The 24,979-nt window shown below is 64.6% G+C and carries 25 protein-coding genes; 6 read left to right on the forward strand and 19 right to left on the reverse strand.

Going from position 1 to position 24,979, the window contains the following annotated elements; translation table 11 throughout:
• Window positions 1–57: 57 nt before the first annotated feature.
• From CAG11_RS21070 to CAG11_RS21090, 5 genes are all read right to left on the reverse strand, one after another.
• On the reverse strand, window positions 58–1,503 hold the full coding sequence (locus CAG11_RS21070; protein WP_085597772.1) for an outer membrane protein transport protein: 1,446 nt from the start codon (window positions 1,501–1,503) through the stop codon (window positions 58–60).
• 122 nt (window positions 1,504–1,625) lie between these two features.
• Window positions 1,626–2,132, reverse strand: coding sequence for an alkane oxidation protein activator PraB (praB, locus tag CAG11_RS21075; RefSeq protein WP_085597773.1), 507 nt, complete (start codon window positions 2,130–2,132; stop codon window positions 1,626–1,628).
• Between the two features lie 134 nt (window positions 2,133–2,266).
• The gene (gene praA / locus CAG11_RS21080) at window positions 2,267–2,758 is read right to left on the reverse strand and encodes an alkane oxidation protein activator PraA (protein ID WP_085597774.1); all 492 of its coding nucleotides are present in this window, start codon (window positions 2,756–2,758) and stop codon (window positions 2,267–2,269) included.
• A gap of 157 nt (window positions 2,759–2,915) precedes the next feature.
• Entirely contained in the window at window positions 2,916–4,193 is a 1,278-nt protein-coding gene (locus tag CAG11_RS21085) for an alkane 1-monooxygenase (protein ID WP_085597775.1), read from the reverse strand.
• Between the two features lie 291 nt (window positions 4,194–4,484).
• On the reverse strand, window positions 4,485–5,480 hold the full coding sequence (locus CAG11_RS21090) for an alpha/beta fold hydrolase (RefSeq protein WP_085597776.1): 996 nt from the start codon (window positions 5,478–5,480) through the stop codon (window positions 4,485–4,487).
• Window positions 5,481–5,740: 260 nt separating this feature from the next.
• Between CAG11_RS21090 and CAG11_RS21095 the strand changes: the two genes are divergently transcribed.
• Genes CAG11_RS21095 through CAG11_RS21105 form a run of 3 tightly spaced genes read left to right on the forward strand, consistent with a single transcriptional unit; the run spans window position 5,741 to window position 9,068 of the window.
• Window positions 5,741–7,309 carry an NAD(P)/FAD-dependent oxidoreductase gene (locus CAG11_RS21095; protein ID WP_085597777.1) on the forward strand — a complete coding sequence of 523 codons (1,569 nt, stop codon included), beginning with the start codon at window positions 5,741–5,743 and terminating at the stop codon, window positions 7,307–7,309.
• A complete protein-coding gene (locus CAG11_RS21100) occupies window positions 7,296–8,195 on the forward strand; it encodes an SDR family oxidoreductase (RefSeq protein WP_022644322.1) in 900 nt (299 codons plus the stop codon). The genes CAG11_RS21095 and CAG11_RS21100 overlap by 14 nt, the downstream gene beginning before the upstream one ends.
• Window positions 8,196–8,228: 33 nt before the next feature.
• A complete protein-coding gene (locus CAG11_RS21105; RefSeq protein WP_085597778.1) occupies window positions 8,229–9,068 on the forward strand; it encodes a metal-dependent hydrolase in 840 nt (279 codons plus the stop codon).
• 57 nt (window positions 9,069–9,125) lie between these two features.
• Here the strand turns inward: CAG11_RS21105 and CAG11_RS21110 are convergent, their stop codons facing one another.
• The 8 genes from CAG11_RS21110 to CAG11_RS21145 form a co-directional block, all read right to left on the reverse strand.
• Entirely contained in the window at window positions 9,126–10,322 is a 1,197-nt protein-coding gene (locus CAG11_RS21110) for an MFS transporter (RefSeq protein WP_085597779.1), read from the reverse strand.
• A 92-nt stretch (window positions 10,323–10,414) separates the two neighbouring features.
• A complete protein-coding gene (locus CAG11_RS21115; RefSeq protein ID WP_085597780.1) occupies window positions 10,415–11,275 on the reverse strand; it encodes an NAD(P)-dependent oxidoreductase in 861 nt (286 codons plus the stop codon).
• Window positions 11,276–11,399: 124 nt separating this feature from the next.
• Window positions 11,400–11,984: a TetR/AcrR family transcriptional regulator gene (locus CAG11_RS21120; protein WP_085597781.1), complete on the reverse strand. Its 585-nt coding sequence runs from the start codon at window positions 11,982–11,984 to the stop codon at window positions 11,400–11,402.
• 97 nt (window positions 11,985–12,081) lie between these two features.
• Window positions 12,082–12,843 (reverse strand): ABC transporter permease, encoded by a 762-nt coding sequence (locus CAG11_RS21125; protein ID WP_085597782.1) that lies wholly within the window; start codon window positions 12,841–12,843, stop codon window positions 12,082–12,084.
• Window positions 12,843–14,042, reverse strand: coding sequence for an ABC transporter substrate-binding protein (locus CAG11_RS21130; protein WP_085597783.1), 1,200 nt, complete (start codon window positions 14,040–14,042; stop codon window positions 12,843–12,845). The genes CAG11_RS21125 and CAG11_RS21130 overlap by 1 nt, the downstream gene beginning before the upstream one ends.
• Entirely contained in the window at window positions 14,008–14,847 is an 840-nt protein-coding gene (locus CAG11_RS21135; RefSeq protein WP_085597784.1) for an ABC transporter ATP-binding protein, read from the reverse strand. The genes CAG11_RS21130 and CAG11_RS21135 overlap by 35 nt, the downstream gene beginning before the upstream one ends.
• The gene (locus tag CAG11_RS21140; RefSeq protein ID WP_085597785.1) at window positions 14,844–15,908 is read right to left on the reverse strand and encodes an acyl-CoA dehydrogenase family protein; all 1,065 of its coding nucleotides are present in this window, start codon (window positions 15,906–15,908) and stop codon (window positions 14,844–14,846) included. Before CAG11_RS21140 ends, CAG11_RS21135 begins: the two co-directional genes overlap by 4 nt.
• A 47-nt stretch (window positions 15,909–15,955) precedes the next feature.
• Window positions 15,956–16,516, reverse strand: a complete 561-nt coding sequence (locus CAG11_RS21145; RefSeq protein WP_022644311.1) for a carboxymuconolactone decarboxylase family protein — start codon at window positions 16,514–16,516, stop codon at window positions 15,956–15,958.
• A gap of 104 nt (window positions 16,517–16,620) precedes the next feature.
• Between CAG11_RS21145 and CAG11_RS21150 the strand changes: the two genes are divergently transcribed.
• Window positions 16,621–17,532: an AraC family transcriptional regulator gene (locus CAG11_RS21150; RefSeq protein WP_085597786.1), complete on the forward strand. Its 912-nt coding sequence runs from the start codon at window positions 16,621–16,623 to the stop codon at window positions 17,530–17,532.
• Window positions 17,533–17,535: 3 nt separating this feature from the next.
• Here the strand turns inward: CAG11_RS21150 and CAG11_RS21155 are convergent, their stop codons facing one another.
• A complete protein-coding gene (locus CAG11_RS21155; RefSeq protein WP_085597787.1) occupies window positions 17,536–19,023 on the reverse strand; it encodes an MFS transporter in 1,488 nt (495 codons plus the stop codon).
• Window positions 19,024–19,112: 89 nt separating this feature from the next.
• Between CAG11_RS21155 and CAG11_RS21160 the strand changes: the two genes are divergently transcribed.
• Window positions 19,113–20,027, forward strand: coding sequence for a LysR family transcriptional regulator (locus CAG11_RS21160; RefSeq protein ID WP_085597788.1), 915 nt, complete (start codon window positions 19,113–19,115; stop codon window positions 20,025–20,027).
• A gap of 8 nt (window positions 20,028–20,035) precedes the next feature.
• Here the strand turns inward: CAG11_RS21160 and CAG11_RS21165 are convergent, their stop codons facing one another.
• Genes CAG11_RS21165 through CAG11_RS21185 form a run of 5 tightly spaced genes read right to left on the reverse strand, consistent with a single transcriptional unit; the run spans window position 20,036 to window position 23,804 of the window.
• Entirely contained in the window at window positions 20,036–20,707 is a 672-nt protein-coding gene (locus CAG11_RS21165; RefSeq protein ID WP_053129481.1) for a methionine ABC transporter permease, read from the reverse strand.
• Window positions 20,704–21,681 carry a methionine ABC transporter ATP-binding protein gene (locus tag CAG11_RS21170; protein ID WP_085597789.1) on the reverse strand — a complete coding sequence of 326 codons (978 nt, stop codon included), beginning with the start codon at window positions 21,679–21,681 and terminating at the stop codon, window positions 20,704–20,706. Before CAG11_RS21170 ends, CAG11_RS21165 begins: the two co-directional genes overlap by 4 nt.
• Window positions 21,678–22,481, reverse strand: coding sequence for a MetQ/NlpA family ABC transporter substrate-binding protein (locus CAG11_RS21175; RefSeq protein WP_085597790.1), 804 nt, complete (start codon window positions 22,479–22,481; stop codon window positions 21,678–21,680). The genes CAG11_RS21170 and CAG11_RS21175 overlap by 4 nt, the downstream gene beginning before the upstream one ends.
• Window positions 22,482–22,508: 27 nt before the next feature.
• Window positions 22,509–23,546, reverse strand: coding sequence for an isopenicillin N synthase family oxygenase (locus tag CAG11_RS21180; RefSeq protein WP_053129474.1), 1,038 nt, complete (start codon window positions 23,544–23,546; stop codon window positions 22,509–22,511).
• Between the two features lie 42 nt (window positions 23,547–23,588).
• Window positions 23,589–23,804: a molybdopterin-binding protein gene (locus CAG11_RS21185; protein WP_022638908.1), complete on the reverse strand. Its 216-nt coding sequence runs from the start codon at window positions 23,802–23,804 to the stop codon at window positions 23,589–23,591.
• A gap of 232 nt (window positions 23,805–24,036) precedes the next feature.
• Here CAG11_RS21185 and CAG11_RS21190 point away from each other — a divergent pair, with 232 nt between their 5' ends.
• The gene (locus tag CAG11_RS21190) at window positions 24,037–24,858 is read left to right on the forward strand and encodes an aldo/keto reductase (protein WP_085597791.1); all 822 of its coding nucleotides are present in this window, start codon (window positions 24,037–24,039) and stop codon (window positions 24,856–24,858) included.
• Window positions 24,859–24,979 lie beyond the last annotated feature (121 nt).

Raw genomic sequence — 24,979 nt, forward strand, 5'->3', positions numbered from 1 at the left:
GCCAACGGCAGCAGCGCAATCCCTTGGCGCTGCCGTTGTGTCTTGCGGGGTCAGCCCTTAGAAGTGATAGGTCGCGGACAGGCTGACCACCTCACCCTTGGCGTTGACCTTGCCGTCCAATCGCGAGGCACCGAGACGATCCACGTTCTGGGTCTTGATCCTGGCTTCCTTGACGAACTGCCGTGAATAGGCGCCATCGATGGTCAGGCCGGGAATCGCCTTGATGTCATAGCCAAAACCCAGTGACGTGAACCAGCGATCGTTGTCCGGAATCCGCGGATCGCGGGTCGAGTTACGGGTAGGCGTCTGGTCATAGGCCACACCAGCACGCAGGGTCAACTGGTCGGTGAAGCGATAATCCCCACCCAGTGAGTACATCATGGTGTTCTTGTACTTGTAGGGGATCGACACCAGGGTATTACCCTGGGACTTCAGGGTCAGGTCCTCGAATGACGACCACTCGGTCCAGAGCATGCTGGCACCCAGGGTGAAGCGATCATCGAACACGTGTACCCAATCCAGGCCGATGGTGGCCGGGATGTCCAGCTTGGCCGTGGCTTTGGCACCATCCGGGTTCAGCGTCAGGCCAGGATAAGCCGCTTCCACCAGCGGTTTCCCGTTAATCACGGGCGCTGTCATAGCATTGCGCCCATACTCATCGGCATAGATGTTGTAGTTCCCTTTCATATTATTCTTGATCTTGGCGTGATAACTCAGGCCAAGAGTGTCGCGATCCGTGGGTTTCCAGACCACACCAGTGAACCAGCCCACCGAGGTGTTATCCACCTTGACGCGCATCAGGTTCGACCCGACTCCTGACGGCAAGAGGGCTCCTCCTAGTCCTGGGGAAACTGCGGCTGCGCCGGTAAGGTTGAGGTTCTGGCTGACGAAGCCCTTGCTGTGCTGGACGATTACACCGGCACCCAGGGAGAAATCGTCGCGAACCTTGAAAGACAGCGAGCCGGTCAGGCCCACGGTCTCGATCTTGGTGTCGACTGCGAAATCACGAATCTTGGAATCGTTCTCATCCCAGGTGCTGCGCATGCCCATGGGCACCACTTGGCTGAGACCGAAGGCGAGCCGATCATTGATCGGCATCACCATAAAACCTGTTGGGAGCCAGGCAGTGAAGCCACCCTGGCCACCGTTGCCATCCAGGGGCACCGGGCCACTGGTGGGAACACCATTGTTATCAACCGGCAAGATAGTTGCGGGGTTGCCCTGATAGTCGTAGGCATCGCCCTTGTATTTCATCTTGATGCGGGCATAGTCGACCGTCATCTGGGCCACGTTCTGATCGATAAACGCCATGGCCGCCGGGTTGTTGAACGCCGCACTAGGGTCATTCTTGAACAGCGAGCCACCACCAAAAGCCCGGCCCCATCCAGGAGCACCATAGGTGGGCGTGGAGAAGCCGCCTGCCTGCACGATGTCGATAGCGCCAAAACTCCCCAATATGGCCAGTGCTACTGCGGCCCGCAGCTGTTGTTTCTTATTATCCATGCCCCACTCCTTATTATTATCGATAGCAACCGACGCTGCAGGGCGGCCCTTGTCTGCAGATCACCGCCTCTTGCGAGGCGGTGTCCTTCAGCGGGTGATCAGCCCTTGGTTCCAGAGAATGCTTAAATCACTTTCGCTTTTGGCGATGGCTTGGCGTTCAGGACATCAACGGTGCAACCACCGGCCAGAGACTGAGGTGAGTTCAGGCTGATGGAGTTGGTAGCATTGCTCCAGGCCACGCTGATAGTGGTCGGACCGCAGTTGGTGGCTGGGAAGAACGAAATGCTGTAGCCGACGTTGGTCACAGTACCGGCGGTATCAGAGGAGGCGCTCAGGAGCCATGGCAAACCGGTGATCTTGGGCAGGTTGCACAGTGCATTGCTGCCACTGACAGTCGCCCCCGTGATGCTGGCCACGCCGTTGTTGATGGTGCCGCTGAAGTTGATATCGCAGGTTACAGCTGCACCAAACGACGAAGGCGAACGTACGGTGATGCTGCCGCCCGGAGTGGTGAAGTTGCCGCTCGTAGCTCCGCTATCGAAAACGATGCTGGCAGCGTTCGCCATGGAGGCAGCGCCCAGGCAGGTGAAGAGAGCAGTAGCGGACACGAGAGTTTTGATGCCTTTCATTGTTGTTTTTCCTCACATGTATGGCGATTTATTCGCCGGGGGTTAATGGCCCTGAACGAGATGACGCGGAGAACAACGACCGAGCTTCCCTTTCCAGCCAAATCTTCAATTCGTTTTCTAGGTACACCGTCGACTCAGGGCGCGACCCGGAACGTGGGTGGCATCTGGATCGATACGGTCTTGATGGTGCAACCGCCGTCGAGGCTGACCTGGGTCGCCTCGAGCTTGCCGGTGCTGTTGTTCCAGCTACCTTCGGCGGTGCTCGGCCCGCACTCGCCCCCCACCAGGGGTGCGTGCACCGTGACTCGGATACCTGACATGGCGCCGCTGGTTTCATCCTTGGCGACCAGCTTCCAGGGCAAGTGCGTGGCCTCGACCTGGCCACACTTGAGCCCGCCGCTGAAATCCACTTGCTCGACACTGGCATAGCTACCGTCGGCGCTGACCTTGCCGCTGACCTGGATGGTGCAGTCGGCGTTGATGATGCTCTTGGCGAAACTGATGGGGCCCTTGGCGGTGAACGGCGTATTGGCTGGCTCGATGCGCGCGGCCTCGGCCGCATTCATCAGCGACACACCCACCAGGACAACGAACAGCCGGGCTGCGAATAGCGGTGAGATGGACATCGGTGACTTCCTTACAGTTGCTTATTGTTGTTGTCGGTCAACGTGTTTAAGGACTTCTGTCTTGCTTTGCTCACCGCTCAAGGGGCCGAATCACAGGCGAACACAACCTATTCACGAGCACTTGAGGCGGTGAGCAGTAAAGCTAAAGAGCGGTATCTCAATCGGTTGCGTTGAAGCCGTAACGCTTGAGAATCTCGGCGCGCTTGGCCGGGTGGATGTTGGCCAGTCGCACGTCACCCGAGTAATGGGCCAGTACCCGGTGATCCATCAGCCGACGCCAGAGGAACGGCACGTAGGCCCAGACGATCATGGTGGCGTAGCCGTAGGGCAGTTGGGGGGACTCGTCGAAGTGGCGCAGGGCCTGGTACGCACGGGTCGGGTTGGCATGGTGGTCCGAGTGCCGCTGCAGTTGGAACAGGAAGATATTGGTGACGATCCGGTTGCTGTTCCAGGAGTGACGTGGCGAGCAGCGCTCGTAGCGACCGTTGGCCTGTTTCTGGCGCAGCAGGCCGTAGTGCTCCACGTAGTTCACCACCTCCAGCAGGGAGAAACCGTAGATGCCCTGGATCACCAGAAAGGGAATCACCGCGACACCGAGCCAGGCGATCAACACGCCCCACAGCACCGCGCTGTAAGCCCAGGAACTGAGTACGGTGTTTTTCCAGTGCAAGGTCGGCAGGCCCTGCTTGCGCAGCCGCTCACTCTCCAGGTGCCAGGCCGAGCGCAGGCTGAACCATACGGTGCGCGGCAGGAAGCTCCAGAACGATTCACCCAGGCGTGAGCTGGCGGGATCTTCCGGCGTTGCTACGCGAACGTGGTGCCCGCGGTTGTGTTCGACGAAGAAGTGTCCATAGAAGGTCGAAGCCAGCGCCAGCTTGGCCAGGAACTTGGCCATCGGCAGGTTCTTGTGCCCCAGCTCATGGGCGATGTTGATGGCGATGCCGGTGGCCGCGCCAGTGGACATGGCCATGCCTATATAGGTGAACCAGGTCACGCTGCCGTGCAGCTGCGAACGCTCGGTGACGAATGCCGCGAAGTTCGCCAGGCCGCCCTGCAGGTGCAGTTGCTCACTCAACTGGACCAGGCCGCCGGCCATGACCCAGTCCACCCCGTGGACCGCCATCCAGGCGGTGACGACCAGGGACAGCACCGAGAGCACGGCGCAGCTGTAGACGATGAAACGGTAGTAGGGTTGTTTTTCCAGGTCCGGAACGGCGGACTCAGGCGGGTTGCTGGTGTCTTCGCCGATCAGCCCGTCGATCAGGGGAATCAGGCCGAAAATCACCAGTACACCAATCCACCAGGAAAGCTGGACGCCGGTGAGGAGCGCGAACACTCCGGACAACAAGGGGGTGATCATGGGCAAGGTGCCCAGCCACCACAGGTGACGCTTGCCATCGGTCCAGACTTGAGGTGCCGCCACTGAAATATTCATGGCAGCCTCCGCAGGATGGCAGTCGACAAGGATGCTATAAAGGAAAGCGCATCAGCGCTGTCCGAAGCGTGAATGAATGAAGATGAAGCGTGAAATGGCGGTATTTTCATTATTTTAACCACTCAATTGCACTTTCAAAAAAAACATTCAAAACATTTTTTTAAAATAAATAGCGCGGTTCCGATAGCTCGTCAACTATTTTTTCAGTCTGTTTTGAATGTCGCCCGTAAAGCAGTTACAGCTGCTGCCAGAGTCGTCGCCAGGTACCGAAAGCACCTCCGCATCACGCCCCTAGCCTGCCCGTGAAGCCGCGAACGGCGGATGCAGCACCGTGGCGCTGCGTTGTGGCGCGGCCTGGGAAGCTACCTGATGGACCATCGCCACCACGTGCTCCACGGCGCTGATGGGCAGCATGTGCCCACGCCCCTGAACGATTTCCAGCATCAATCCCGGCACCTTGCCGACCATGGCTTCACCATGCCGGCGATAGCTGAGCACCGGGTCCCTGGAGCCGTAGATCAAGCCCACCGGCAGCTTCAGGCTCGGGTAATGCTTGACCATGTCGGGCAAATCCCGATTGACCACGGCGATCTCGCTGGAAGCGTTGTAGAAATTGTTCGAGCGCATGCCCAGCAGGCCGCCGCCGCGCACATCGAAATCCTCGGGCACCGAGTCCGGCGCGAATACCGCCTTGACCAGCTTGTGCCGACCGAGCATGGCCATGGGGGCCGCCAGCGTCAGCGACATCCAGCGGCGCAGCAGCGCCGGGCGCACCCCCAGGGACAGGAACACCAGGGGCAGCATGCGTTGGGGGTGGGTCAGCGGCGCGACCAGGACCAGTCCGGACACCGACTGCGGATGGTTCAACGCCAGGGACAAGGCGATGGCACCGCCCAGTGAGTGCCCGAGCACCAGGGGCTGGTTCAAATCCAGGGCGCGAATGAACTTGGCGACCAGGCTGGCTTGGGCCGGCAGGTCCGCCGGCGCCCCGCGACTATGGGTGGAATAACCGGAACCTGGCCGATCCAGGGTGATCACCCGGTAGCGGTCACGCAGCTGCGGCGCCAGGGAATGAGTCAGGTTGCGTCCACAGCCGGACAGGCCGTGGATCATCAGCAAGGCGGGCCCCCTGCCCTCATCGGTGTAGTGCAGGCGCTCGCCACCGACTTCGAGGAAACGCCCATTGATCGGCACTTGGCTTTCGATCCGGCGGTCGATGCGAAAACTCACCACCCAGAGCATCACGCTGACTACCAGGAATATCGCCGCCGCTATCAGCCATTCCATGACTCGCCCCCTCGAGCTGCCCCGCACCATGACCGGATCGGAATGATCCGGCTGGCTTGCCAACCCGGCCTGGTGCCGCCTGTGGCGCTTCGTTCCGCTTGCGGAAGAGCCCCGTAAATCCACAGGCGACGAGCGCAGGTGACATTTGCAGGTGATTTATTTAAATTAATTTTTAAAACATTATTTTAAATTGTGCAATCCTGAGTTTTCATCCACGGACGAAAGTCACCCCAAGCGTCAATACAATCGAGGTACACACAATGAATGCGTACTCGCCACCCGACGGCCCCGAGGTCGTCGATATCGCCATCATCGGCGCCGGCTTCGCCGGACTGTGCATGGCGATCAAGCTCAAGCAAGCCGGAATCACGGATTTCTTCGTCGCCGAACAGGCATCCTCCCTGGGGGGCACCTGGCGCGACAACCACTACCCCGGCTGCGCCTGTGACGTGCAATCCCATGTCTATTCCTTCTCCTTCGCCCCCAATCCGAACTGGACCCGGCAATTCGCCCCGCAGCCGGAAATCCACGAATACCTGGAGAACTGCGCCCGGGATTTCGCCCTGGCGCCCTACCTGCGCTTCAACATGGCCCTTGAGCAGGCAGTCTTCGATGAGGATCGCGAGCGTTGGCAACTGCGCTTCAGCGATGGCCGCCGGGTCAGCGCACGGGTCCTAGTGTCCGGCATGGGCGGCCTGTCGCGACCGGCGATCCCGGACATCCCTGGGCTGGAGGACTTCACCGGCAAGCGCTTCCACTCCCAGCAGTGGGACCATCGCTATTCTCTGCAAGGCAAGCGGGTGGCCGTGATCGGCACCGGGGCCAGCGCGATCCAGTTCGTACCCAAGATCGCCCCGCGGGTGGCCCAGCTCAAGCTGTTCCAGCGCACCCCGCCGTGGATCATGCCCAAGCCCGACCGCAAGCTCGGCGCCCTGGAGCGCTGGGCCTTCAAGCACCTGCCCTTCACCCAGCGCCTGGCGCGTTCAGCGCTGTACTGGGCCCTGGAAAGCCGGGTAATCGCCTTCGCCCGACGGCCCAGACTGATGAAGGTGGTGCAACGCGTAGCCCTGCGCCACTTGCGCAAGCAAGTACCCGACCCATTGCTGCGCCAGCGCCTGACTCCCGACTACACCATCGGCTGCAAGCGCATCCTGATTTCCAACGACTACTACCCGGCGCTGTCCCGGGGCAACGTCGGCGTGGTCAGCGATGCCATCCAGCGAATCGAGGCCGATGCCGTGGTCACCGCCGACGGCAATCGCCATCCGGTGGACTGCATCATCTTCGGCACCGGCTTCCAGGCCACCGACCCGCTGCCCCATGGCCTGCTCTTCGGCCGTCGTGGCCAGGACCTGATGGACTACTGGTCCCGCGGGGCCCATGCCTACCTGGGCACCTGCCTGCCGGGCTTCCCCAACCTGTTCATGATCATCGGCCCCAACACCGGGCTGGGGCATAACTCGATGATCCTGATGATCGAGGCCCAGGTGGACTACATCCTCAAGGCCCTGGAGCGGATGCGCCAGGAAGGCATCGCCACCCTTGAGGTCAAGGCCGACGTCGAGCGCCAGTACAACCAGCGCCTGCAGCAACGCCTGGCCGGGACGATCTGGTCCACCGGCGGTTGCCGCAGCTGGTACCTGGACCCGCGCAGCGGGCAGAACACCACGCTCTGGCCCGGCTCCACCTTGAGCTTTCGCAAGGCCGTGCAGCACTTTGAGCTGCAGGACTACCTGGCCAGCCGCCTGCCGGCTGCCGCTGTCGCCAGCGCGCCGGTCGTCGCGCGCCCACTGAACCTGCAAGAGGCCGCCACCCATGAAGAACTTTAACGGTAAAGTCGCCGCCATCACCGGCGCCGCCTCAGGCATGGGCCGCGCCCTGGCCATAGCCCTGGCCCGGGAAGGCTGCCACCTGGCCCTGGCCGACAAGAACCCCCAGGGCCTGGCCCAGACCGTGGCCCAGGCCCGTGCCGCCACCTTGTTGCCGTTGCGCATCAGCAGCCAGGAACTGGACGTCGGCGACCGTGACGCGATGTTCGCCTGGGCTGCCGCCAGCGCCGCCGAGCATGGCCAGATCAACCTGATCTTCAACAACGCCGGCGTGGCCCTGTCGAGCACCGTCGAAGGCTCGAGCCTGGCGGACCTGGAGTGGATCGTCGACGTCAACTTCTGGGGCGTGGTGCACGGCACCCAGGCCTTCCTGCCCTACCTCAAGCAGGCGGGCGAAGGTCACATCATCAACACCTCCAGCGTGTTCGGGTTGTTCTCGCAACCGGGCATGAGCGGCTACAACGCCACCAAGTTCGCCGTGCGCGGCTTTACCGAGTCCCTGCGCCAGGAACTGGACCTGCAAGGCAACGGGGTCTCGGCCACCTGCGTGCATCCAGGCGGCATCCGTACCGAGATCGCACGCACCAGCCGCATCAGCGACAACGTCAAGGGGTTCTTGATCGACAACGAACAACAGGCCCGCGACGACTTCGAGAAACTGTTCATCACCTCGGCAGAAACCGCGGCCAAGGTGATCCTGCTGGGCGTGCGCAAGAACAAGCGCCGGGTGCTGATCGGCCGCGATGCGCATTTTCTCGACCTGTTCATCCGCTTGCTGCCCAGCGCCTACCAGGCCCTGGTGGTGTGGGCCAGCCGGCGCATGGCGCCCAAGCCTGGCAAACAGCACGCACCAGTCTACGAACCCCAGGACGAGCGCGGCCTCTAGGCCGCCCTTGCCATGTCTAGAGGAGCGACAGCCATGCTGCCCATCCGCCGCGACATCAAGGTCGAACTGCCTGCCCAGCGCATCTGCGACTGGCATGAACAAGGCAGCCACGTGACCCATTTCTTCAATGCCCTGTCCCTGCTGTTTCCTTCCGGCGAGCTGTTCTTCATGGACAGCGTGCGCCACTACCGCGAGCGCATCCACGACCCCGAACTCAAGCGCCAGATCCAGGGTTTCATCGGCCAGGAGGCCATGCACAGCCGCGAACACCAGCACTACAACGACCTGCTGCAGGACGCCGGCTTGCCGGCCCACCTGCTGGACCGAAGGTTGCGGTTGATCCTCGACTTCCAGAAGAAGCACTTCGCACCGGCGTTCAACCTGGCCCTGACCATCGCCCTGGAGCACTACACGGCGATCCTCGCCGACCTGCTGCTGCGCGACCCCAGCCGTTTCGGCGCTTCGGTCGAAGGCTACCGGCAGATGTGGCAATGGCACGCCCTGGAGGAAACCGAGCACAAGGCGGTGGCCTATGACGTGTGGAACACCGTGCTCAAGCCAGGGCCCAAGCGCTACCTGATCCGTACCGGCACCATGCTGTTCACCACCCTGACCTTCTGGCTGGTGGTGTTCGATTTCCACGTGCGCATGTTGATCGCCGATCGCAAGCGCGGCGGCCACTGGCGCGGAATGTGGCAGGTGATCAAGTACCTGTACGGCCCCAAGGGGGTGTTCCCACGGATCGCCCTGCCCTGGCTGCAGTACTTCAAGCCGGGCTTTCACCCCTGGGACCATGACAACCGCCACCAGCTGCAACGCATCGATGGCCTGGTGCAGGACATCCAGCAGACTCGCGCCGCAGCGACCAAGTGACGTGGGCCAACCACCCTCGATCGACAATCCGCCGGCAGCGGCCATGGCTGCCGGCACTCATCCGGCCAGCCGCTGACCGGGCTTGAAGGCATGCCGATGGGCACTCCAGACCAGCACCAGCCCCACCACGGCCAGCGCCGCCATCGCCCAGGGGAACGACCCCGCACCATGGCGTTGCAGCAGCAGGCCGCCCACCACACCGCCGCCGGCGATCCCCAGGTTGAAGATGGTCACCAGCATCGACTGGGCGACCTCGGCGCCCTCCCCGGCAGCATCCGCCACCGCCGTCTGCAGCAAGGTCGGCGCGCCCCCGAAGCTCAAGCCCCAGGCGACGATGGCCGGCCACACCAACCACGGCTGTTCGGCACCGATCCCCAGGAGCAATGACGCCAGGGCGAAGCCGGCCAGGCTGCACAGGGTCAGCCCACGCAACCAGCGGTCCACCAGCAGCCCGGTGCCCCAGATGCCCAGCAGCGAGGCCAGGCCGAACAGCAGCAAAGCCCGGTCCAGGGCGCCGGCCAGCCCCAGGGATTCGAGGAATGGGGCGATGTAGGTGTAGAGAATGTTGTGGGCCAGGATCCAGGCGAAGATCACCAGCAGCGCCTGGACAATCCCCGGGGCCAGGAAAATCTCCAGCACCGGTTGGCGTCGTTCGGCCTGCTGGCCGGGATGATCGGGCACCGCCAGGCGTACCCAGATCCACAGTCCCAGGGCCAACAGCGACAAGCCCCAGAACACCAGTTGCCAATCCATCCAGCTGCCCAGCCAGGTGCCCAGGGGCACGCCCAGGCACAGGGCCAGCGGCTGGCCCACCCCGACCACTGCCAGGGCCCGCCCCTGCAACGCCGGGACCACCAGGCGCCGAGCGTAGCCGGCCAACAAACCCCAGATCAGCCCTGCGGCCATGCCGGCGGCGAACCGCACGGCCAGGGTCAAGCCGTAATGAGTCGAAAGCGCCGTGAGGCTGTTGCACAACAGCAAGCCGCCGATGGCCAGCAGTAGCAATGGTCGGCGCCGCCAGCTGCGGGTCGCGGCGATCAACGGAATGGCCGCCACCACCGAGCCCAGGGCATAGACGCTGATCAACTGCCCGGCCATGGCCGGGTCGATGGCCAGGCCAGTGCTGATCTGGGGCAGCAGCCCGGCAGGCAGGGTCTCGGTAACGATGGCGATGAAGCCGGCCAGGGTCAGGGCCAGCAGGCGCCAGACCGGCAGCCGGCTGGCAACGGCCGGTACAGGTGGGTGGATAGTCATCCGCAAGGTACTCACGCAAGAAGAGAACAAAGCGCCGCCAGGCACGGTCGGACCGCGCCTGTACACGCCCAGGATCGATTGGAGCAGCAGGCTCAGGCCAGGTAGGAGGCGGCCATGTCCTTGTCGCCGTGGCCCAGGTCCAGTGCACGCTGGAAACGCTGGATGCCGGCTTCGGCCAGGTCCACCCTGACCCCAGCCTGCTGCGCCGCGGCCACCATCAATTGGGCGTCCTTCAGGGCGTTGGCCAGGGTGAAGCTCGGACGGTAGTCGTCATTGAGCATGGCGGCGGTCTTGGCCTGGAAATAACCGCTGTCCAGCGGACCACCCGTCACCAGCTCCACCACCAGCGCCGGATCCACCCCCAGCCCCTTGGCCAGGGCCAGGCTTTCCGCCGCACCGTGGGTCAGGGCCAGGACCCAGCTGTTGAGGGCCAACTTCAAGCGGCTGGCGCCGCCGGGCTGCTCACTGGCCCACAGCACCCGCTTGGCAATGGCATCGAACAGTGGCTGCAACTCGGCCCGGTGCGCCTCGGGCCCGGCCCCCAGCACCAGCAGTTGTCCCTGCTCCGCCGGTTGCCGGGTACCCAGTACCGGAGCGTCGTAGAACACCAGCTCCCGGGCCCGGGCAAACGCCTCCAGCTCGGCGCAGGCCTGGACGCCCACCGTGGCCATCTGCAGCCACAGCGTGCCCGGTTGCAAGGCACTGGCGGCCTGCTCCATGGCTGCCAGCACCGCCGGCCCGTCCTTGTGCAGGGTGATGATCACCTCGGCCCCGCCTACGGCTTCGCTCGCCTGCGTGCAAAACCGGACCCCATCGGCTGCCAGTGCCTGGGCCTTGTGCAGCGTGCGGTTCCAGGCCCGCACGGCGAACCCCTGGCGTTGCAGGTTGCGCGCCACCGCGGCGCCCATGATGCCGATACCCAGTACAGCCACGGAACGCAATTGCTTGGTCATCTTCGATTTCTCCGGTTTCAGCAAATTAATGGAATGATCATTCCAATACAGGGTAAAAAAACCGGCCATTCCACCGGATGGCCGATCGACAATCAGTCTTGCCCATGGTTCGCAGCCTGGGGAACTAGGCCAGGCTGGCCAAGGCTACCTCCACCACATCCAGCAGCCGCCGACGGCGCTCCTGCGGCAAACTGCCCTTGCCCAGCACCCGCAGGCCCTGGACGGTGCATACCACGAAGCTGGCCAGGGCCCGCGGATCCTTGTGCGCGGCGACCTGCCCCTGCTCCTGGCCGCGGCGCAACAGCCGCTCCAGGGCGGCCTCGATACGCTGGAAGTTCTGCGCCACCAGTTGCGCCACCAGCGGATCCTGCCCGGCGACCTCGAGCGCGGCATTGGCCGCCAGGCAGCCCAGGCGCTGGTCGTCTTGCAGTTCGTTGTCGACGATCTTCATCAACAGGCGCCGGACCAGCTCCGGGGCCGGGGCGTCTTCGGCCAGCAGCTCGACGTTGGCCGTGGTCAATTGCTGGTAGCGCTTGAGCGCGCAGGTGTACAGGCCGTGCTTGCTGTCGAAGGCGTTGTACAGGCTGCTGCGACTCAGGCCAGTGCCCTCCACCAGGTCCTGGATCGAGGTGGCGGCATACCCGCGCTGCCAGAACACCTGCATGGCCGCATCGGCGATCTGGTCGGGGTCGAACTCCTTGGGACGCACGGCAAGTACCTTTTCTGGAATGAACGTTCCACAATTTAGAGGTACAAGCGCTGTTCGTCAACCGCCCCGGAGAAGGCTCCAGGGCGGCGAGCTGGGTTCAAGCGTGGACCCAGCGCCGATGCAGGTCCCGGGCCAGGGCATCGAGGACAAAACCGAGGACGCCGATCAGCAGCACCATGGCCATCAGTTCCGAGTAGGCCAGGCGATCGCGGGTATCGAGGATGAAATACCCCAGGCCGGCACTGACCCCAAGCATCTCGCACGGCACCAGCACGATCCACAGGATGCCGATGGCCAGGCGCACGCCGGTCAGTACATGCCCCAGCACCCCCGGCAGGATCACCTTGCGCAGGGTTTCCCAGCGCGTGGCACTCAGGCTGCGGCTCAGTTGCAGCCAGCGCGGGTCCAGTTGCCGGACCCCGGCTGCGGTGTTGAGCAGGATCGGCCACAGGGCGGCGAAGGCCAGCAGGAAATAGATCGGCTGGTCGCCCACGCCCATCAGCATCACCACCACCGGCATCCAGGACAGCGGCGAGATCATCCGCAGGAACTGGAACGCCGGGGTAGTGGCCGCCTCCAGATGCCGATAGCTGCCCACCAGCAAGCCCAGGGGCACGCCGATCAACAGGGCCAGCAGCAGCCCCACCAGGATCCGCTTGAGGCTCACCCAGGCATGTTCGTACACCTGGGGTTGCCCAAGCAGCTCGAACAGGCTGGCGAACGTCGCCTCGGGAGAGAAGCGTGCCGCCAGTCCATCGTCACCCGCCAGGTGCACGCCCAGCCACCAGCCCAGCAACAGGCTCGCCAGCCCGGCCAGCCCCAGGCCCCAATGCCCCAGGGAGGAAGGTCGCTTGTCCATCAAGGGGCGAACTCCTCACTGCGTTCGAAGCTATCGGCCAGGCCGAAAGCCTTGAGCCCGCCGACGCTGGCGATGGCGTTGCGCACGAAGCGATCGTCGACCAGGTCCCGGGCGGTGTGCTGGGGGTCGAGAGCGGCAAGGAAACCCTTGTCGCCTTCGATCAAGGTGTCCTTCAGGCGCTTGACCAGTTCCTCGGTGTAGCTGGGGAACGGATACGGCTGGAAGTCGATGCGCTGCTCGTCCCATTGGCCGTTGCGGATCGCTCCACTGGCCAGGTAAGCCTCGCGGTCCGTGGCGGCTGGCGCCAACACCCGGTCCAGCACCTGGGGCGCGTGGGGGGTGTAGCGGTTGCTGCCGTCCTTGGACAGCAACCGGGCGGCTTCGGCGCGGTGCTCGCGGGTCCAGAGCTGGGCCTTGACGATGGCGTTGACCACCTTCTGCGACCACTCGGGACGGTTGTTCAAGTCTTGCTCGTGCATGAACACCACGCAGCAGGCATGGTTACGCCAGACATCACCGGTGAAGCGTTGTACCCGGCCGACCTTGAGTTCCTCGGCCAGGGCATTGAAGGGCTCGGCGACGATGTAGCCGGCAATGCGCTTGCTGGCCAGGGCCGGCGGCATGTCCGACGGCGGCAGCACTACCAGGTTGACCTCGTTGGCACCCAGGGCGCTGCCTGCGGCCTTGCTCACCGGCACCAGGCCGTTGTCGCGCAGCAGCTGCTGCAGCACCACGTTGTGGATCGAGTACCAGAACGGAATCGCCAGGGACTGTCCCGCCAACTGCCGGACCTCGGTGATACCGGGAGCCACGGTCAGGCCGGAACCGCCGACATGGTTCCAGGCCACCACCTTGGCCGGCACCTTGCTGCCGTAGCGGGCCCAGACGGTCATCGGCGACAGCAGGTGGATGACGTTGACCTGTCCGGAGATGAAGGCCTCGATCACTTGGGCCCAACTGCGTAACAGCACCGGACGCTCGGCCTTGATTCCCTCGGCCTCGAACAGACCGTTGTTGTGGGCGACCAACAATGGCGTGGCATCGGTGATCGGCAGGTAGCCGATGCGTACCGGCGCATCCGGCTCCAGGGCCGCGCGAGCCTGCAGGCTGTTGAGCAGCGGCAAGGCGCCACCGGCGGTCAGTAGCGCGCTGAGCTTGAGGAAGTCACGACGCGTGTGGGTGAAGTCGTCCAGGCACATGGTCAATCTCCGACGGTGCAGGCAAAGGGGAAGTGAGAGGATTGCGGCTCGCCCGCCGAAGGGTCTTGAGAATCTCGATGCGCAAGGCGCCCAGTTCCTCGATCCGTTCGGCGCGCGGAGCCGGCAGGTCGATGCGCCACTGGCCGAGGATGTGCGCCGGGCTGTTACCCAGTAGCAGCACCCGGTCGGACAGCAGCAGGGCCTCGTCGATATCGTGGGTGATCAGCAGCGCCGCAGTGCGGTGCTGGCCGATCACCTGGAGCAGCAGTTGCTGCATGTCGGCCCGGGTCACCTCGTCCAGGGCGCCGAAGGGCTCGTCCAGCAACAGCACCTGGGGTTGGCGGGCCAGGCAGCGGGCCAGCGCGGTACGCTGGGCCATGCCGCCCGACAACTGCGCCGGGTAGCGCTGGCGCGCATGTTCCAGGCCGACATCGGCGATGGCCTGGTCGATGCGCTCCTTGCGCTGGCGGGCACTCAGGTGCGGCTGGCGAGCGAAGTCCAGGCCAAAGGCGACGTTATGTTCAAGGTTCAGCCAGGGCAGCAGGCTCGGGTCCTGGAAAGCCACCGCAACCCGTGGATGGGGGCCTTCCAGCACCTCGCCGGCCAGGCTCACCTGGCCCTTGTGCGGTGCCTGCAAACCGGCCAGGACCCGCAGCAGGCTGGATTTGCCGACGCCGCTGGGCCCCAGTACCGAGACCAGTTCCCCGGCTTGCAACTGCAGGTCGAAGTCTTCCAGTACCGAGTGCCAGCCATCTGGCCCGTGGTATCCCAGGCTCACCTGCCGGGCGTTCAACAGGCCGCTCATGCAGCGTTCCGCGCCTGGCGTTGCAGCTCGGCGCGCAGTTGCACCAGGCTCGGGGTGACGATGGGCACGAACGCCGACTCACGCCAGCGCCGGGCGAAACCACTGCCGTGCTCGCACAGGTAGGCCTTGCCGCCACTGGCCTGCAGTTCCAGTTGCACGGCACTGGTAGTGGCCTCGGCCAAGGCGATGCGCACCCGGAACAGCGCCGCTGGCTGGCTGAGGAAGCGTCCATCGAGCAGGCCGGCCTTGAGCTCCGTGACGCTCTGCTCCAGCGCCTGGCGCTGCTGCTGAAGAGGCTCCTGGAGTATCGAGCGCTCCCCCAGGTGGCTCTCGACTTCGGCCAGGGCCCGGCGCGCCAGGCCAATGGACAAGGCGCATTGCAAGCCGAGGAACCCAGGGCGCACCGCCGGCAGGAACACCCGGGCGTCGTCGTGCAGCAGCCAGTCGCGAGTGAGCTGCACCTGTTCCAGGTCCAGGGCCGCGGTGTTGCTCGATTGCAGGCCCATCAGTTGCAGGTCGTCGGAACGCTGCAGGCCCGGCAAGGCATCGGGGATCGCCAGGATCAAGGGCGCACCGCCCTCCTCGCGTTCCACCGCCGCGGCCACCACGAACCCGCTCCTGCGCAGGTTGGTGACCCAGTGCAGGCGCCCGTTCAGGCTCCAGCCGTATTCCTGGTCCCGGGCGCGGACCTGCAGGGCCTCGATTCCGGAGAGGAACTTCATGGCGTTGGACAGCCCGGTGGCACCGGCCAGCTCGCCACTGAGCAGCGCTGGCAACAGGCGCTCGCGCAGGGCCTGGTTGGGGCTGTGCAGCAAGTACTCGATGAAGGCCCGCTGGCCCCAGCAGACGAACGCTGCCGCCAGGGAATGACTGGCCACTTCGGCCATGGCCTCCAGGGTATCGGTCAGGTCGCCGCCGCTTCCCCCCAGGTCCTGGTCGATGCCGATCCGTAGCACGCCACCGGCCGCCAGCTGGGCGAGCACCGACTGCGGGTCGCATTGCCCCAGGTCCAGTGCCTGGGCCTGGGCATCCAGCCATTGACTCAATTGCGTATCGAGCATGTGATTTCTCCTTGAAAAAGGCGCCGCCAACCTGCCGGCGCCCTGGCTCATTGACCTTGCGCGGACCAGCGATACTTGGCCAGCTCGGGGTTCAGTTCAGTACCGGCGAACACGTTGGCGAAGTTGCACAGGGTCGCCAGGCTGATGCCCAGGATCACCTCCAGGGCATTGCCTTCGCTGTATCCTGCGGCCTTGAATTCGGCATAACGCTGGTCACTGACCTTGCCCCGGGTGGCGATGACTTCCCGGGCGAAGGCCGCCAGGGCCTCCAGCCGGGCCTCGGGCAAGGTGCTCTGCTCACGCAGGGCGCTGACCACCGGATCGGCGAGTTTGGCCTTGTTCAGGGCCACGGCGGTATGACCTGCGACACAAAAATCGCAACCATGGGTGGTCGCGGCAATCAATTGCACCACTTCACGCTCGGCCAGGCTCAGTTCGGACTTGGCGTTGAGTCCCGAGACCGTGACATAGGTTTCCAGGGCAGCCGGGGCATTGGCCAGGATGCCCAGCAGGTTGGGAATGTAGCCTGAGTTCTTCTGGGCGTTTTCCAGGAATGGCCGGGCCGCTTCTGGAGCGCTGGACAAGGTGTGTAGAGTGACGCGGGACATGGAGTGGACTCCTGCTGTGTAGGTGTGCGTCAAGTCTGTTGGTTATAAGAATTCCGATCCATATTCTAAAGTAGCGATTACTTGCTCCTGAGTATTTCCCTTAGATGATTTCGTCGAACCCAATGGTTGATTGGTTATTAGAAGGCCTGGAGCTGGACGCCAGCCTGTTCCACGTCGGACGCTACTGCGGCGGCTGGCATGCCAGTACCCAGGGCCTGGCCCGGGCCAGTTTCCACCTGATCGTGCAGGGGCACTGCTGGCTGCATATCGACGGGCTGTCCCAGGCCGAGCGCCTGGAGGCTGGTGATGCGGTGTTCCTGTTGCAGGACCTGGACTACCGGTTGTCCAGCGCGCAGCAGGCCCCCCAAGCGCAGCAATTGCCACGCATGCCCATGGCCGCCCTGGACCTGGGCGCCCAGGATGGGGTCGGGCTGGTGTGCGGTTTCTTCCACTTCAAGTCCGGGCTGTCGTCGCTGATCATCGAAGGCTTGCCCGGCTGGATCGTGCTGCGCGCCGGCGATCCATCGCTCGCCGCGGCCCGGGCCCTGTTCCAGCTGATTCTCGAGGAATGCCGGCGCGACCCCGCACCATCCGCCGCCCTGCTGGAGCGCCTGAGCCACTTGCTGTTCCTGTATGTGCTGCGCCAGCAAGTCAATGATCGCCAGGACCTGGGTGGCCTGGTGGCGCTGGCCCGGCACCCGGCCTTCGCGTCGTTGCTCGAGCAGTTGATCCAGCATCCCGGCCAGCCCTGGCCCCTGGAAAGCATGGCGGCCCTCACCGGCCTCTCGCGCTCGGCGTTCTTCAAGCGCTTCAACGAGCTGGCCGGGCAGTCACCGGGACAGGTACTGCTGGCCTTGCGCATGCGCCATGCCTGCCAGTTGCTCAAGGCCAACCAGACCGTTGAACAAGCCGGCGCCGCCGTCGGTTACCAGTCCATCGCCGCCTTCACCCGAGCCTTCACCAAGGCCGTGGGCCTGCAACCGGGGGCCTATCGCAAGCAGCATGAGGGACGCTGAGCCTCAGGAGCGGCTCGGGCACCCCAGCGACCGTGGCTGGCGCAAGGCCAGGGCGCAACAGCAAGCCGCGACCAGGGTGATGGCGGCCATTACCTGCAGCAACTGGGCGAAAGCCTGGCTATAGAGCTGCCACAGCAAAGGCTGCGACAGCGCATCGGCCAACGTCGGCAGCACGGCCCCATCGCCCATGGCCAAGGCAGTGGCCGCAGCCGCCACGGCACTTGCGCCATATCCCGGCAAGCCGCTGGCCAACCCACCAGCGAGCAGGTCCTTGAGCAAGGCCAGGCCGGCCGCCACGCAGATCGCTTCTGCGCAGGCGCGCATGGTGGTGAAGATGCCCGTAGCCATTCCGGCCCGCTCCACCGGCACCACACTGACCGACAGATCATCCATCAGCCCCCAGGGCAGGCCGGTGCCGATGCCGATCACCAGCATCGACCAGAGCAGCGCCATGGCCGGCTGTCCCACCGGCACTTGGCTCAACCAGAGCAGGCCGCCGGCAGCGATCACCAGCCCCAGGCACGACAGGCTGGCCGCGCTGCACCAGCGAACCAGCAGGCCCGCCACGAACGGCACCACCGCCATCGGCGCCGACAAGGCGATCATCATCGCCCCGGCACGCCAGGGGCCCAGGCCTTCGATGCCGATCAGGCGCAATGGCAGGAGAATCAGCAGGACGATGAAGCAGACAGCGGTCGCCACCGGCAACAGCTGGATCCCGATGAACCTTCGGTAACCGAACAGGCTCAGGTCCAGCATTGGCCGCCGGTGCCGCAACTCGATGTGGATGAACAACCCCAGGCTCAGTGCTGCGCCCACCAGCAGGCCCAGGACTCGCAGGCTAACGAGGCCATCCTGGGGGATCTGCATGATGGCGAACGTGAGCAATACCAGGAATGTGCTGAAGGTGAAGATGCCTGGCTTGTCCAGTACCTGGGCCCCGGGATCGCGGCTCTCTTGCATACGCGGTACACCGAAGATCAGCACCGCGCCACCTATCACCGCACCCAGCAGGAAGATCGATTGCCAGCCCGCTAGCTGTACCAGGGCCCCGGCGATCACCGGCCCGGAGGCCAGGCCCAGACCGAAGGCGCTGCCCAGCAGGCTGAAGGCCCGGGCCCGGGCCCGACCTTCGAACGCCTGGGCCAGGGCCGCCGCGAATCCTTGCAAGCCCCGCAACAGATCCAGCAGCCAGACCTCGCGGCAGAAACCGATCAGCAGCGACAGCGCGGTGAAACCGGCCATGCCCAGGACGAAGATGCGCTTGCGCCCGTAGCGATCGGCCAGGGTTCCGGCCAGCATCACCGAACTGCCGAAGCTCAGGGCGAAGGCGTTGATCACCCAGGCCAGTGCCACCGGGCCACCGCCCAGGGCATGCTCGATGGCGGGCAAGGCCATGGCCGGGCCGGTGTACTCCAGGGGCAGGATCAGGCCAGCGGCGCAGACGGCGAACAAGATCCAGTAACGATCGGTAGCAGTGGAAGAAGACATGGGGCCGGGCTCGAAATCCAGTGAGCCTGTGATGCTATTGCTGCGCCTTGCGCATTGACATGACTGCGATATCAAAATCAAATTGCGTCATGCGCAAGAATCCAGACAACGCCGCATGGCGGGTATTTTTCCGGGTAGTGGAGCGCGGCAGCCTGACCCTGGCCGCCGAGGACCTGGCCCTGGAGCCCTCCTCGGTCAGCCGCCAGCTCACCGCCCTGGAGCACCGGCTCAATACCCAGTTGCTCAATCGCAGCACCCGCAAGGTCAGCCTGACACCGGCCGGCACCCGGGCCTATGAACAGATGCGCCCGCTGCTGGAGGAGATGGACGCCTTGCTGGCCAGCCTCGACCAGGGCACTCCCGAGCTCTCTGGACGCCTGCGGGTCAGCGCCCCGGTGGCCCTGGGCGAACGTCATGTCAGCATCTGGCTCGCCGGTTTCCAGCGCCAGCATCCGGCCGTGGTCCTGGACCTGGTGCTGTCCGACCGGGCGCTGGACCTGATGGCCGAAGGTATCGATGTCGCGCTGCGGGTGGGCCACCTGCGGGCCTCGTCCCTGGTGGCCCGGCCCCTGGGGCAGTTGTCCCATGGTCTGTACGCCAGCCCTGACTATCTGCGAGTCCATGGCGCCCCACTCCAGCCAGCGGATCTGGGCGAACATCGGGCGCTGGTCTACTCCTGGATGACCGAGCAGAACCCGAGCCAGCTGCTGCTCAGCCAAGCCGGCGAGGTGGCGAAAGTCGAGCTCAAGGCCAGCTTCTTGCTCAACAGCCTCGGCGCCATCCACAGCGCCCTGCTGGCCGGTGCCGGACTGCACGCCGGGCCGGACTGGCTGCTGGCGCCGTCGGCACGCCGTGGAGAATTGGTGAAGCTCCTGCCCGACTGGCAGCTACCCGCCCTGCCGGTACACCTGGTGCGCCTGCACAGCCGTTTCGTGCCCCAGCGCATCAGCGCCCTGTGCGATTGGCTGGAGCAATGCTGGCAGCAGTTGGAAGACTTGCGCTGAGCGTCAGTTCAGCGTCGATGAGCCAAGGACCTGACCAGGCGATCGCCGGCACTCTGCACCCCCTGGACCAGCAGCACCAGGATCACCACCGTGGCCACCATGACCTGGTTGTTGAAGCGTTGGTAACCGTAGCGGATCGCCAGGTCCCCCAGGCCCCCGCCACCAATGACCCCGGCCATGGAAGAAAAACCGATCAGCAGCACCAGGGTCAGGGTCAACCCGGCCAGCAGCGCCGGCAGGGCCTCGGGCAGCAGCACCTTGCCAATCACATGGCCGACATGTCCGCCCATGGCCAGCACCGCCTCGATCCGGCCCTTGTCCACCTCGTCCAGGGCGTTCTCGACGATCCGGGCAAAGAACGGGAAGGCACCGATGGTGATCGGCACTACGGCGGCGGTGCTGCCCAAGGTGGTCCCCACCACCAGTCGGGTCAGGGGGATCAGGGCGATCAGCAGCACCACGAAGGGCAATGAGCGCCCCAGGTTGACCAACATCCCCAGCAAGCGATTGAGTCGCACCATGGGGAGCAGCCCGTCCTGGCGACTGACGAACAGCAAGATACCCAGGGGCAAGCCGATCAGCACAGTGAACAGCGCGGCCAGCAGCACCATGTACAGGGTTTCGCCGGTGGCGTTGAGCAGCAGTTGCGCCAGTTCGGTCCCATCCAGTGCCAGGCTCATAGCCGCTCACTCCGCACGCCGCGCTGGGCCAAGGCGCCCAACAGCTGCTCGAAGCGGCCTGGGTCCGCAGCGCCGGCAGCGATGCGCAAGCGCCCTACCCGCTGGCCAGCCACGGTCTCCACTCCGGCGGCCAGGACCTGCAGCTTCAGCGCCTGCTGTTGGCTCAATTGTTCCAGTAGCGGCGCGGCGCGCTGGTTATCGAAAAAGGTCAATTCGGCCTGCAGTTGCTCGCCTGCCACGGGCAGGTTGTAGCCCGGCAGCAGTGCCCGCCCGAGCGCGGACTGCGGGTCCGCCAGCAGGCGCTCGATCGGCCCGCACTCGAGCAACTGCCCGCCAGCCAGCGAGGCCGCGTGGCTGCAGATCGAGCGCACGACCTCCAGCTCATGGGTGATCAGCACTATGGTCAGCCCCAGCTCACGGTTGATCCGTTGCAACAGCTGCAGGATCGAGGCCGTGGTTTCCGGGTCCAGGGCACTGGTAGCCTCGTCCGAGAGCAGGTAGCGCGGACCGGCCGCCAGGGCGCGGGCGATGCCTACCCGTTGCTTCTGGCCACCGGACAACTGCCCGGGAAACGCCAGGGCCTTGTCGCCCAGCCCCACCAGTTCCAGCAGCTCCAGGACCCGGGCGCGGCGTTGCGCCTTGGCCAGGCCGGCGATCTCCAGCGGTACCGCGACGTTATCCTGCACCGTGCGCGAATGCAGCAGGTTGAAGCCCTGGAAGATCATGCCGATGCGCCGGCGCTGGCGACGCAACTCGGCCCCGGACAGGCAGCCCAGGTCCTGGCCGTCCACCAGTACCCGCCCGCTGCTGGGGCGCTCCAGCAGGTTCAGGCAGCGCAACAGGGTGGACTTGCCCGCGCCGCTGCGGCCGAGGATGCCGTAGATCGCCCCGTCGGGAATCTCCAGCGATACCTGCTGCAAGGCCGCCGGCTGGCCGTCACCGTAGCTCTTGCCCAGTTGCTGGACCTGGATCATGGCTGCTGGCCCGTGACCGGGAGTACCGAACCAGCGAAGGTCCGGGTGATGAAGCCGGCCACTTCGGGCGACGCCAGGTCCTTGGCCAGTTGGCGAATACGGGGATCGTCCTTGAGTTCGGGCGTGGTCACCAGGATGTTGGCATAGGGGTTGTGCTCGGCCTGCTCCAGGCCCAGGGCATCCTTGGCCGGCACCAGCCCGGCCTCCAGGGCATAGTTGCCGTTGATCACCGCCAGGTCCACGTCCTCCAGGGCCCGGGGAATCTGCGGCGACTCGATCTCGAGGATCTTCAGGCGCCGGGGGTTCTCGGCAATGTCCTTGGGAGTCGCCTGGTCGCGGGCCGGATCACTGAAGCCGGGCTTGAGGCGGATCAACCCATGGTCCTGCAACAGGTACAGGGCGCGACTGAGGTTGGTGACGTTGTTGGGCACCGCCACCGTACCGCCCTGGGGCACTTGGTCGAAAGCCTGGTGCCGCCGGGAATAGATGCCCAAGGGTTCGATATGTACGCTGGCCGCCACGGCGAACGGCTGCCCGAGGGCCTGCTCCTGGGACTTGAGGTATGGCAGGTGCTGGAAGTAGTTGGCGTCCACGTCGCCATGGGCCAGCAGCTCATTGGAATTCACACCATTGGGAATCTCGATCACCTTGAGCTCCAACTGTGGGTCGAGCTTTTGCACATAGGCGAGGATCTGGGCGTGGGGCACCGGGTCGGCGGCGACTCGCAACGGTTGCGCGGCGGCGCCCAAGGGGCCGAGCCCGATCAGCAACGCCAGGGCGGACAGATAGGTCTTCTGCATGGGCAATGTCCTTGATCGACGATAGGGTCAGGCACTCACGGCCTTGGGCACCAGGGCATCGGCATAGAAGCGCCGGGCCACATCCGGATGCGAACGCAGGCGGCCCTTGAGGTAGTTCCAGCCAACTTCTCGAAACAGCGGGTTGTGCGGGTCGCTGGCCGGGCCGCGGGCCTCGTCTCGCAGCGCTGCGGGCAATGGATACAGCGGCACTCGGGCATCCAGCTGGGCGCCGAGGAAAAACGCCAGGGACAGCCGCTCGCGCCCCGCCGGTGGCGACAGGACCCGGTGCACGGTAGCCCGCAGGTAGCCATGGGTGGCCAGCTCCAGCAGCTCGCCGATGTTCACCACCAGGGTGCCTTCCCGTGGCGGGGCATCGATCCAGCGGTCCTCCTGCACTTGCACTTGCAAGCCTGCCTGCTGGTCCTGCAACAGGAAGCTGAGGAACCCCGAGTCCTTGTGCGCCCCGACGCCCTGGTTGCTCTGCCCGGGCACCTGGCCCGGATAGCGGATCAGCTTGATATGTTCGTTGGGACGCTCCCCGTACAACTCATCGAACGCCGCCTCCGGTAACGACAACGCCTGGGCGAAGGCGCGCAGCAGGCGCAGGGACATGCCGGTCATCGCCTGCTGCCACTGAAGCAGCAGCGGCTTGAATTCAGGCAACGGCCCAGGCCACTGGTTGGGTCCTTGCAGGCGGGCCCAGGCTGGACTGTAGGGTTCAAGGTCCAGGGCCGGGCGCTCGGCTCCCAGGTCGAACTGTTCGCGCAGGTCCGGCTGGCCACGGGTGATTTCCGACGCCGCGCGGGTGTAGCCACGAAAGTGCGGCGAGTGGATCATGTCTACCGCAGCCTTGTCGGCCTCGGGCAAGGCGAAGAAGGCCCTGGCCTGGTCCTGCACCCGACGCAACAGCTGGCCATCGATGCCATGCCCGCTGAGGTAGAAAAAGCCGACATCCCGCGCCGCCTGGCGCAGGCCGTCGAGAAAGGCCTGGCGCGGTTCGGGCGCGGCGTCCAGCTGGGCCAGATCCAGGACAGGTAATGCAGTGATATCCAGCGAATGCGACATGTTTCACTCCCCTGTGAATGACCATCTCCGAAAAGCGATGGCTCAGAGCTTGGCGAGGGAAACCTCGGTGGACTTGACGAAGGCGATCACTTCGCTGCCGACCTTCAGCTCCAGGTCACGCACCGAACGCGTGGTGATCACCGAAGTGACGATGCCCGAAGCGGTCTGCACATCGATTTCCGAAACCACCTGGCCCTGGTGGATCTCCTTGATCACGCCCTTGAACTGATTGCGTACGTTGATCGCTTGAATGGTCATGCGGGCACATCCTCTGTTGGTACCGGACTCAGGAGTTGAGCGGCTGGCGATTAACATGCACCTTCGATCAAAGCCTTAAAAGGAATAAATAATTAGAACTTTATTCTTTTTAGAGATATGCCAGGTGCCACCTTCCTACCCTCATTCCCACGCCTTCGGTGCTTGACCGGCACTGGACGCTTTGTTTCCCTGTGCCCTTCCCTCATCGATCCACAGATGCCAGGAGATAGTCATGCGCAGGTTGCAGCTCGCGGGTATGCAGGTTCCAGTCATTGGCCAAGGCACCTGGCGAATGGGCGAGGATCCTCGGCAACGAGAGCGCGAAGTCGCGGCATTGCGCTGCGGACTCGACCTCGGGCTGAGCTTGATCGACACCGCCGAAATGTACGGCGAAGGCGGCGCCGAGGAAGTGGTCGGCCGAGCCATTGCCGGACGGCGCGACGAGGTCTTCCTGGTCAGCAAGGCCTATCCCCACAACGCCGGCCGCAAGAGCCTGCCCCAAGCCTGCGAGCGCAGCTTGAAACGCCTGGGTACCGAGGTCATCGACCTGTATCTGCTGCACTGGCGTGGCCAGTATCCGCTGGAGGAAACGGTCGCGGCCTTCGAGCGCTTGCGCCAGGACGGCAAGATCCGCCGCTGGGGCGTCTCCAACTTCGATGTGGCGGACCTGGACGAGCTCGATACGCCGGCCTGCGCCACCAACCAGGTGCTGTACAACCTGGAGTCCCGAGGGATCGAGTTCGACCTGTTGCCAACCTGCCAGCGACTGGAAATGCCGCTCATGGCCTACTGTCCGATCGGCCAGGGCGGCGCCTTGCTGGCCGAACCGGTGCTGCAACAGGTGGCACGGCGCCACGGCGTTACACCGGCCCAGGTGGCCCTGGCCTGGCTGTTGCGCCAGGACGGCGTACTGGCCATTCCCAAGGCCGTACGCCCTGAACATGTACGCCTCAATGCCGAGGCTGGCGAGCTGCAGCTGCAACCCCAGGATCTGCAGGAGCTGGACCGGGTGTTTGCGCCCCCCGCTCGCAAGCAGCGCCTGGGAATGGTCTGAGGCATGTCCGTACCTGAACCCGGACAAGGTTCCAGGTGAATGCCCGACGCCCGCCATGACCCCAGGTGGGCTATGGCGTTGTACTCGGAAAAATCTAATTTGCCGCCGATGATTTAAGAAT

The organism is Pseudomonas sp. B6(2017) (assembly GCF_002112765.1).
Lineage (GTDB): Bacteria > Pseudomonadota > Gammaproteobacteria > Pseudomonadales > Pseudomonadaceae > Aquipseudomonas > Aquipseudomonas piscis.

Bases quoted from the DNA above. Each gene is read 5' to 3' on its own strand.
- CAG11_RS21135 (WP_085597784.1), bottom strand. From the start codon at position 14,847: ATGAGCGGCCTGTTGAACGCCCGGCAGGTGAGCCTGGGATACCACGGG.
- CAG11_RS21175 (WP_085597790.1), bottom strand. From the start codon at position 22,481: ATGCAGAAGACCTATCTGTCCGCCCTGGCGTTGCTGATCGGGCTCGGC.
- CAG11_RS21165 (WP_053129481.1), bottom strand. From the start codon at position 20,707: ATGAGCCTGGCACTGGATGGGACCGAACTGGCGCAACTGCTGCTCAAC.
- CAG11_RS21125 (WP_085597782.1), bottom strand. From the start codon at position 12,843: ATGGACAAGCGACCTTCCTCCCTGGGGCATTGGGGCCTGGGGCTGGCC.
- CAG11_RS21160 (WP_085597788.1), top strand. From the start codon at position 19,113: ATGCGCAAGAATCCAGACAACGCCGCATGGCGGGTATTTTTCCGGGTA.
- CAG11_RS21085 (WP_085597775.1), bottom strand. From the start codon at position 4,193: ATGAATATTTCAGTGGCGGCACCTCAAGTCTGGACCGATGGCAAGCGT.
- CAG11_RS21185 (WP_022638908.1), bottom strand. From the start codon at position 23,804: ATGACCATTCAAGCGATCAACGTACGCAATCAGTTCAAGGGCGTGATC.
- CAG11_RS21130 (WP_085597783.1), bottom strand. From the start codon at position 14,042: ATGTGCCTGGACGACTTCACCCACACGCGTCGTGACTTCCTCAAGCTC.
- CAG11_RS21100 (WP_022644322.1), top strand. From the start codon at position 7,296: ATGAAGAACTTTAACGGTAAAGTCGCCGCCATCACCGGCGCCGCCTCA.
- CAG11_RS21110 (WP_085597779.1), bottom strand. From the start codon at position 10,322: ATGACTATCCACCCACCTGTACCGGCCGTTGCCAGCCGGCTGCCGGTC.
- praA (WP_085597774.1), bottom strand. From the start codon at position 2,758: ATGTCCATCTCACCGCTATTCGCAGCCCGGCTGTTCGTTGTCCTGGTG.
- CAG11_RS21095 (WP_085597777.1), top strand. From the start codon at position 5,741: ATGAATGCGTACTCGCCACCCGACGGCCCCGAGGTCGTCGATATCGCC.
- CAG11_RS21140 (WP_085597785.1), bottom strand. From the start codon at position 15,908: ATGCTCGATACGCAATTGAGTCAATGGCTGGATGCCCAGGCCCAGGCA.
- praB (WP_085597773.1), bottom strand. From the start codon at position 2,132: ATGAAAGGCATCAAAACTCTCGTGTCCGCTACTGCTCTCTTCACCTGC.
- CAG11_RS21150 (WP_085597786.1), top strand. From the start codon at position 16,621: ATGATTTCGTCGAACCCAATGGTTGATTGGTTATTAGAAGGCCTGGAG.
- CAG11_RS21180 (WP_053129474.1), bottom strand. From the start codon at position 23,546: ATGTCGCATTCGCTGGATATCACTGCATTACCTGTCCTGGATCTGGCC.
- CAG11_RS21105 (WP_085597778.1), top strand. From the start codon at position 8,229: ATGCTGCCCATCCGCCGCGACATCAAGGTCGAACTGCCTGCCCAGCGC.
- CAG11_RS21170 (WP_085597789.1), bottom strand. From the start codon at position 21,681: ATGATCCAGGTCCAGCAACTGGGCAAGAGCTACGGTGACGGCCAGCCG.
- CAG11_RS21115 (WP_085597780.1), bottom strand. From the start codon at position 11,275: ATGACCAAGCAATTGCGTTCCGTGGCTGTACTGGGTATCGGCATCATG.
- CAG11_RS21155 (WP_085597787.1), bottom strand. From the start codon at position 19,023: ATGTCTTCTTCCACTGCTACCGATCGTTACTGGATCTTGTTCGCCGTC.
- CAG11_RS21190 (WP_085597791.1), top strand. From the start codon at position 24,037: ATGCGCAGGTTGCAGCTCGCGGGTATGCAGGTTCCAGTCATTGGCCAA.
- CAG11_RS21070 (WP_085597772.1), bottom strand. From the start codon at position 1,503: ATGGATAATAAGAAACAACAGCTGCGGGCCGCAGTAGCACTGGCCATA.
- CAG11_RS21145 (WP_022644311.1), bottom strand. From the start codon at position 16,516: ATGTCCCGCGTCACTCTACACACCTTGTCCAGCGCTCCAGAAGCGGCC.
- CAG11_RS21090 (WP_085597776.1), bottom strand. From the start codon at position 5,480: ATGGAATGGCTGATAGCGGCGGCGATATTCCTGGTAGTCAGCGTGATG.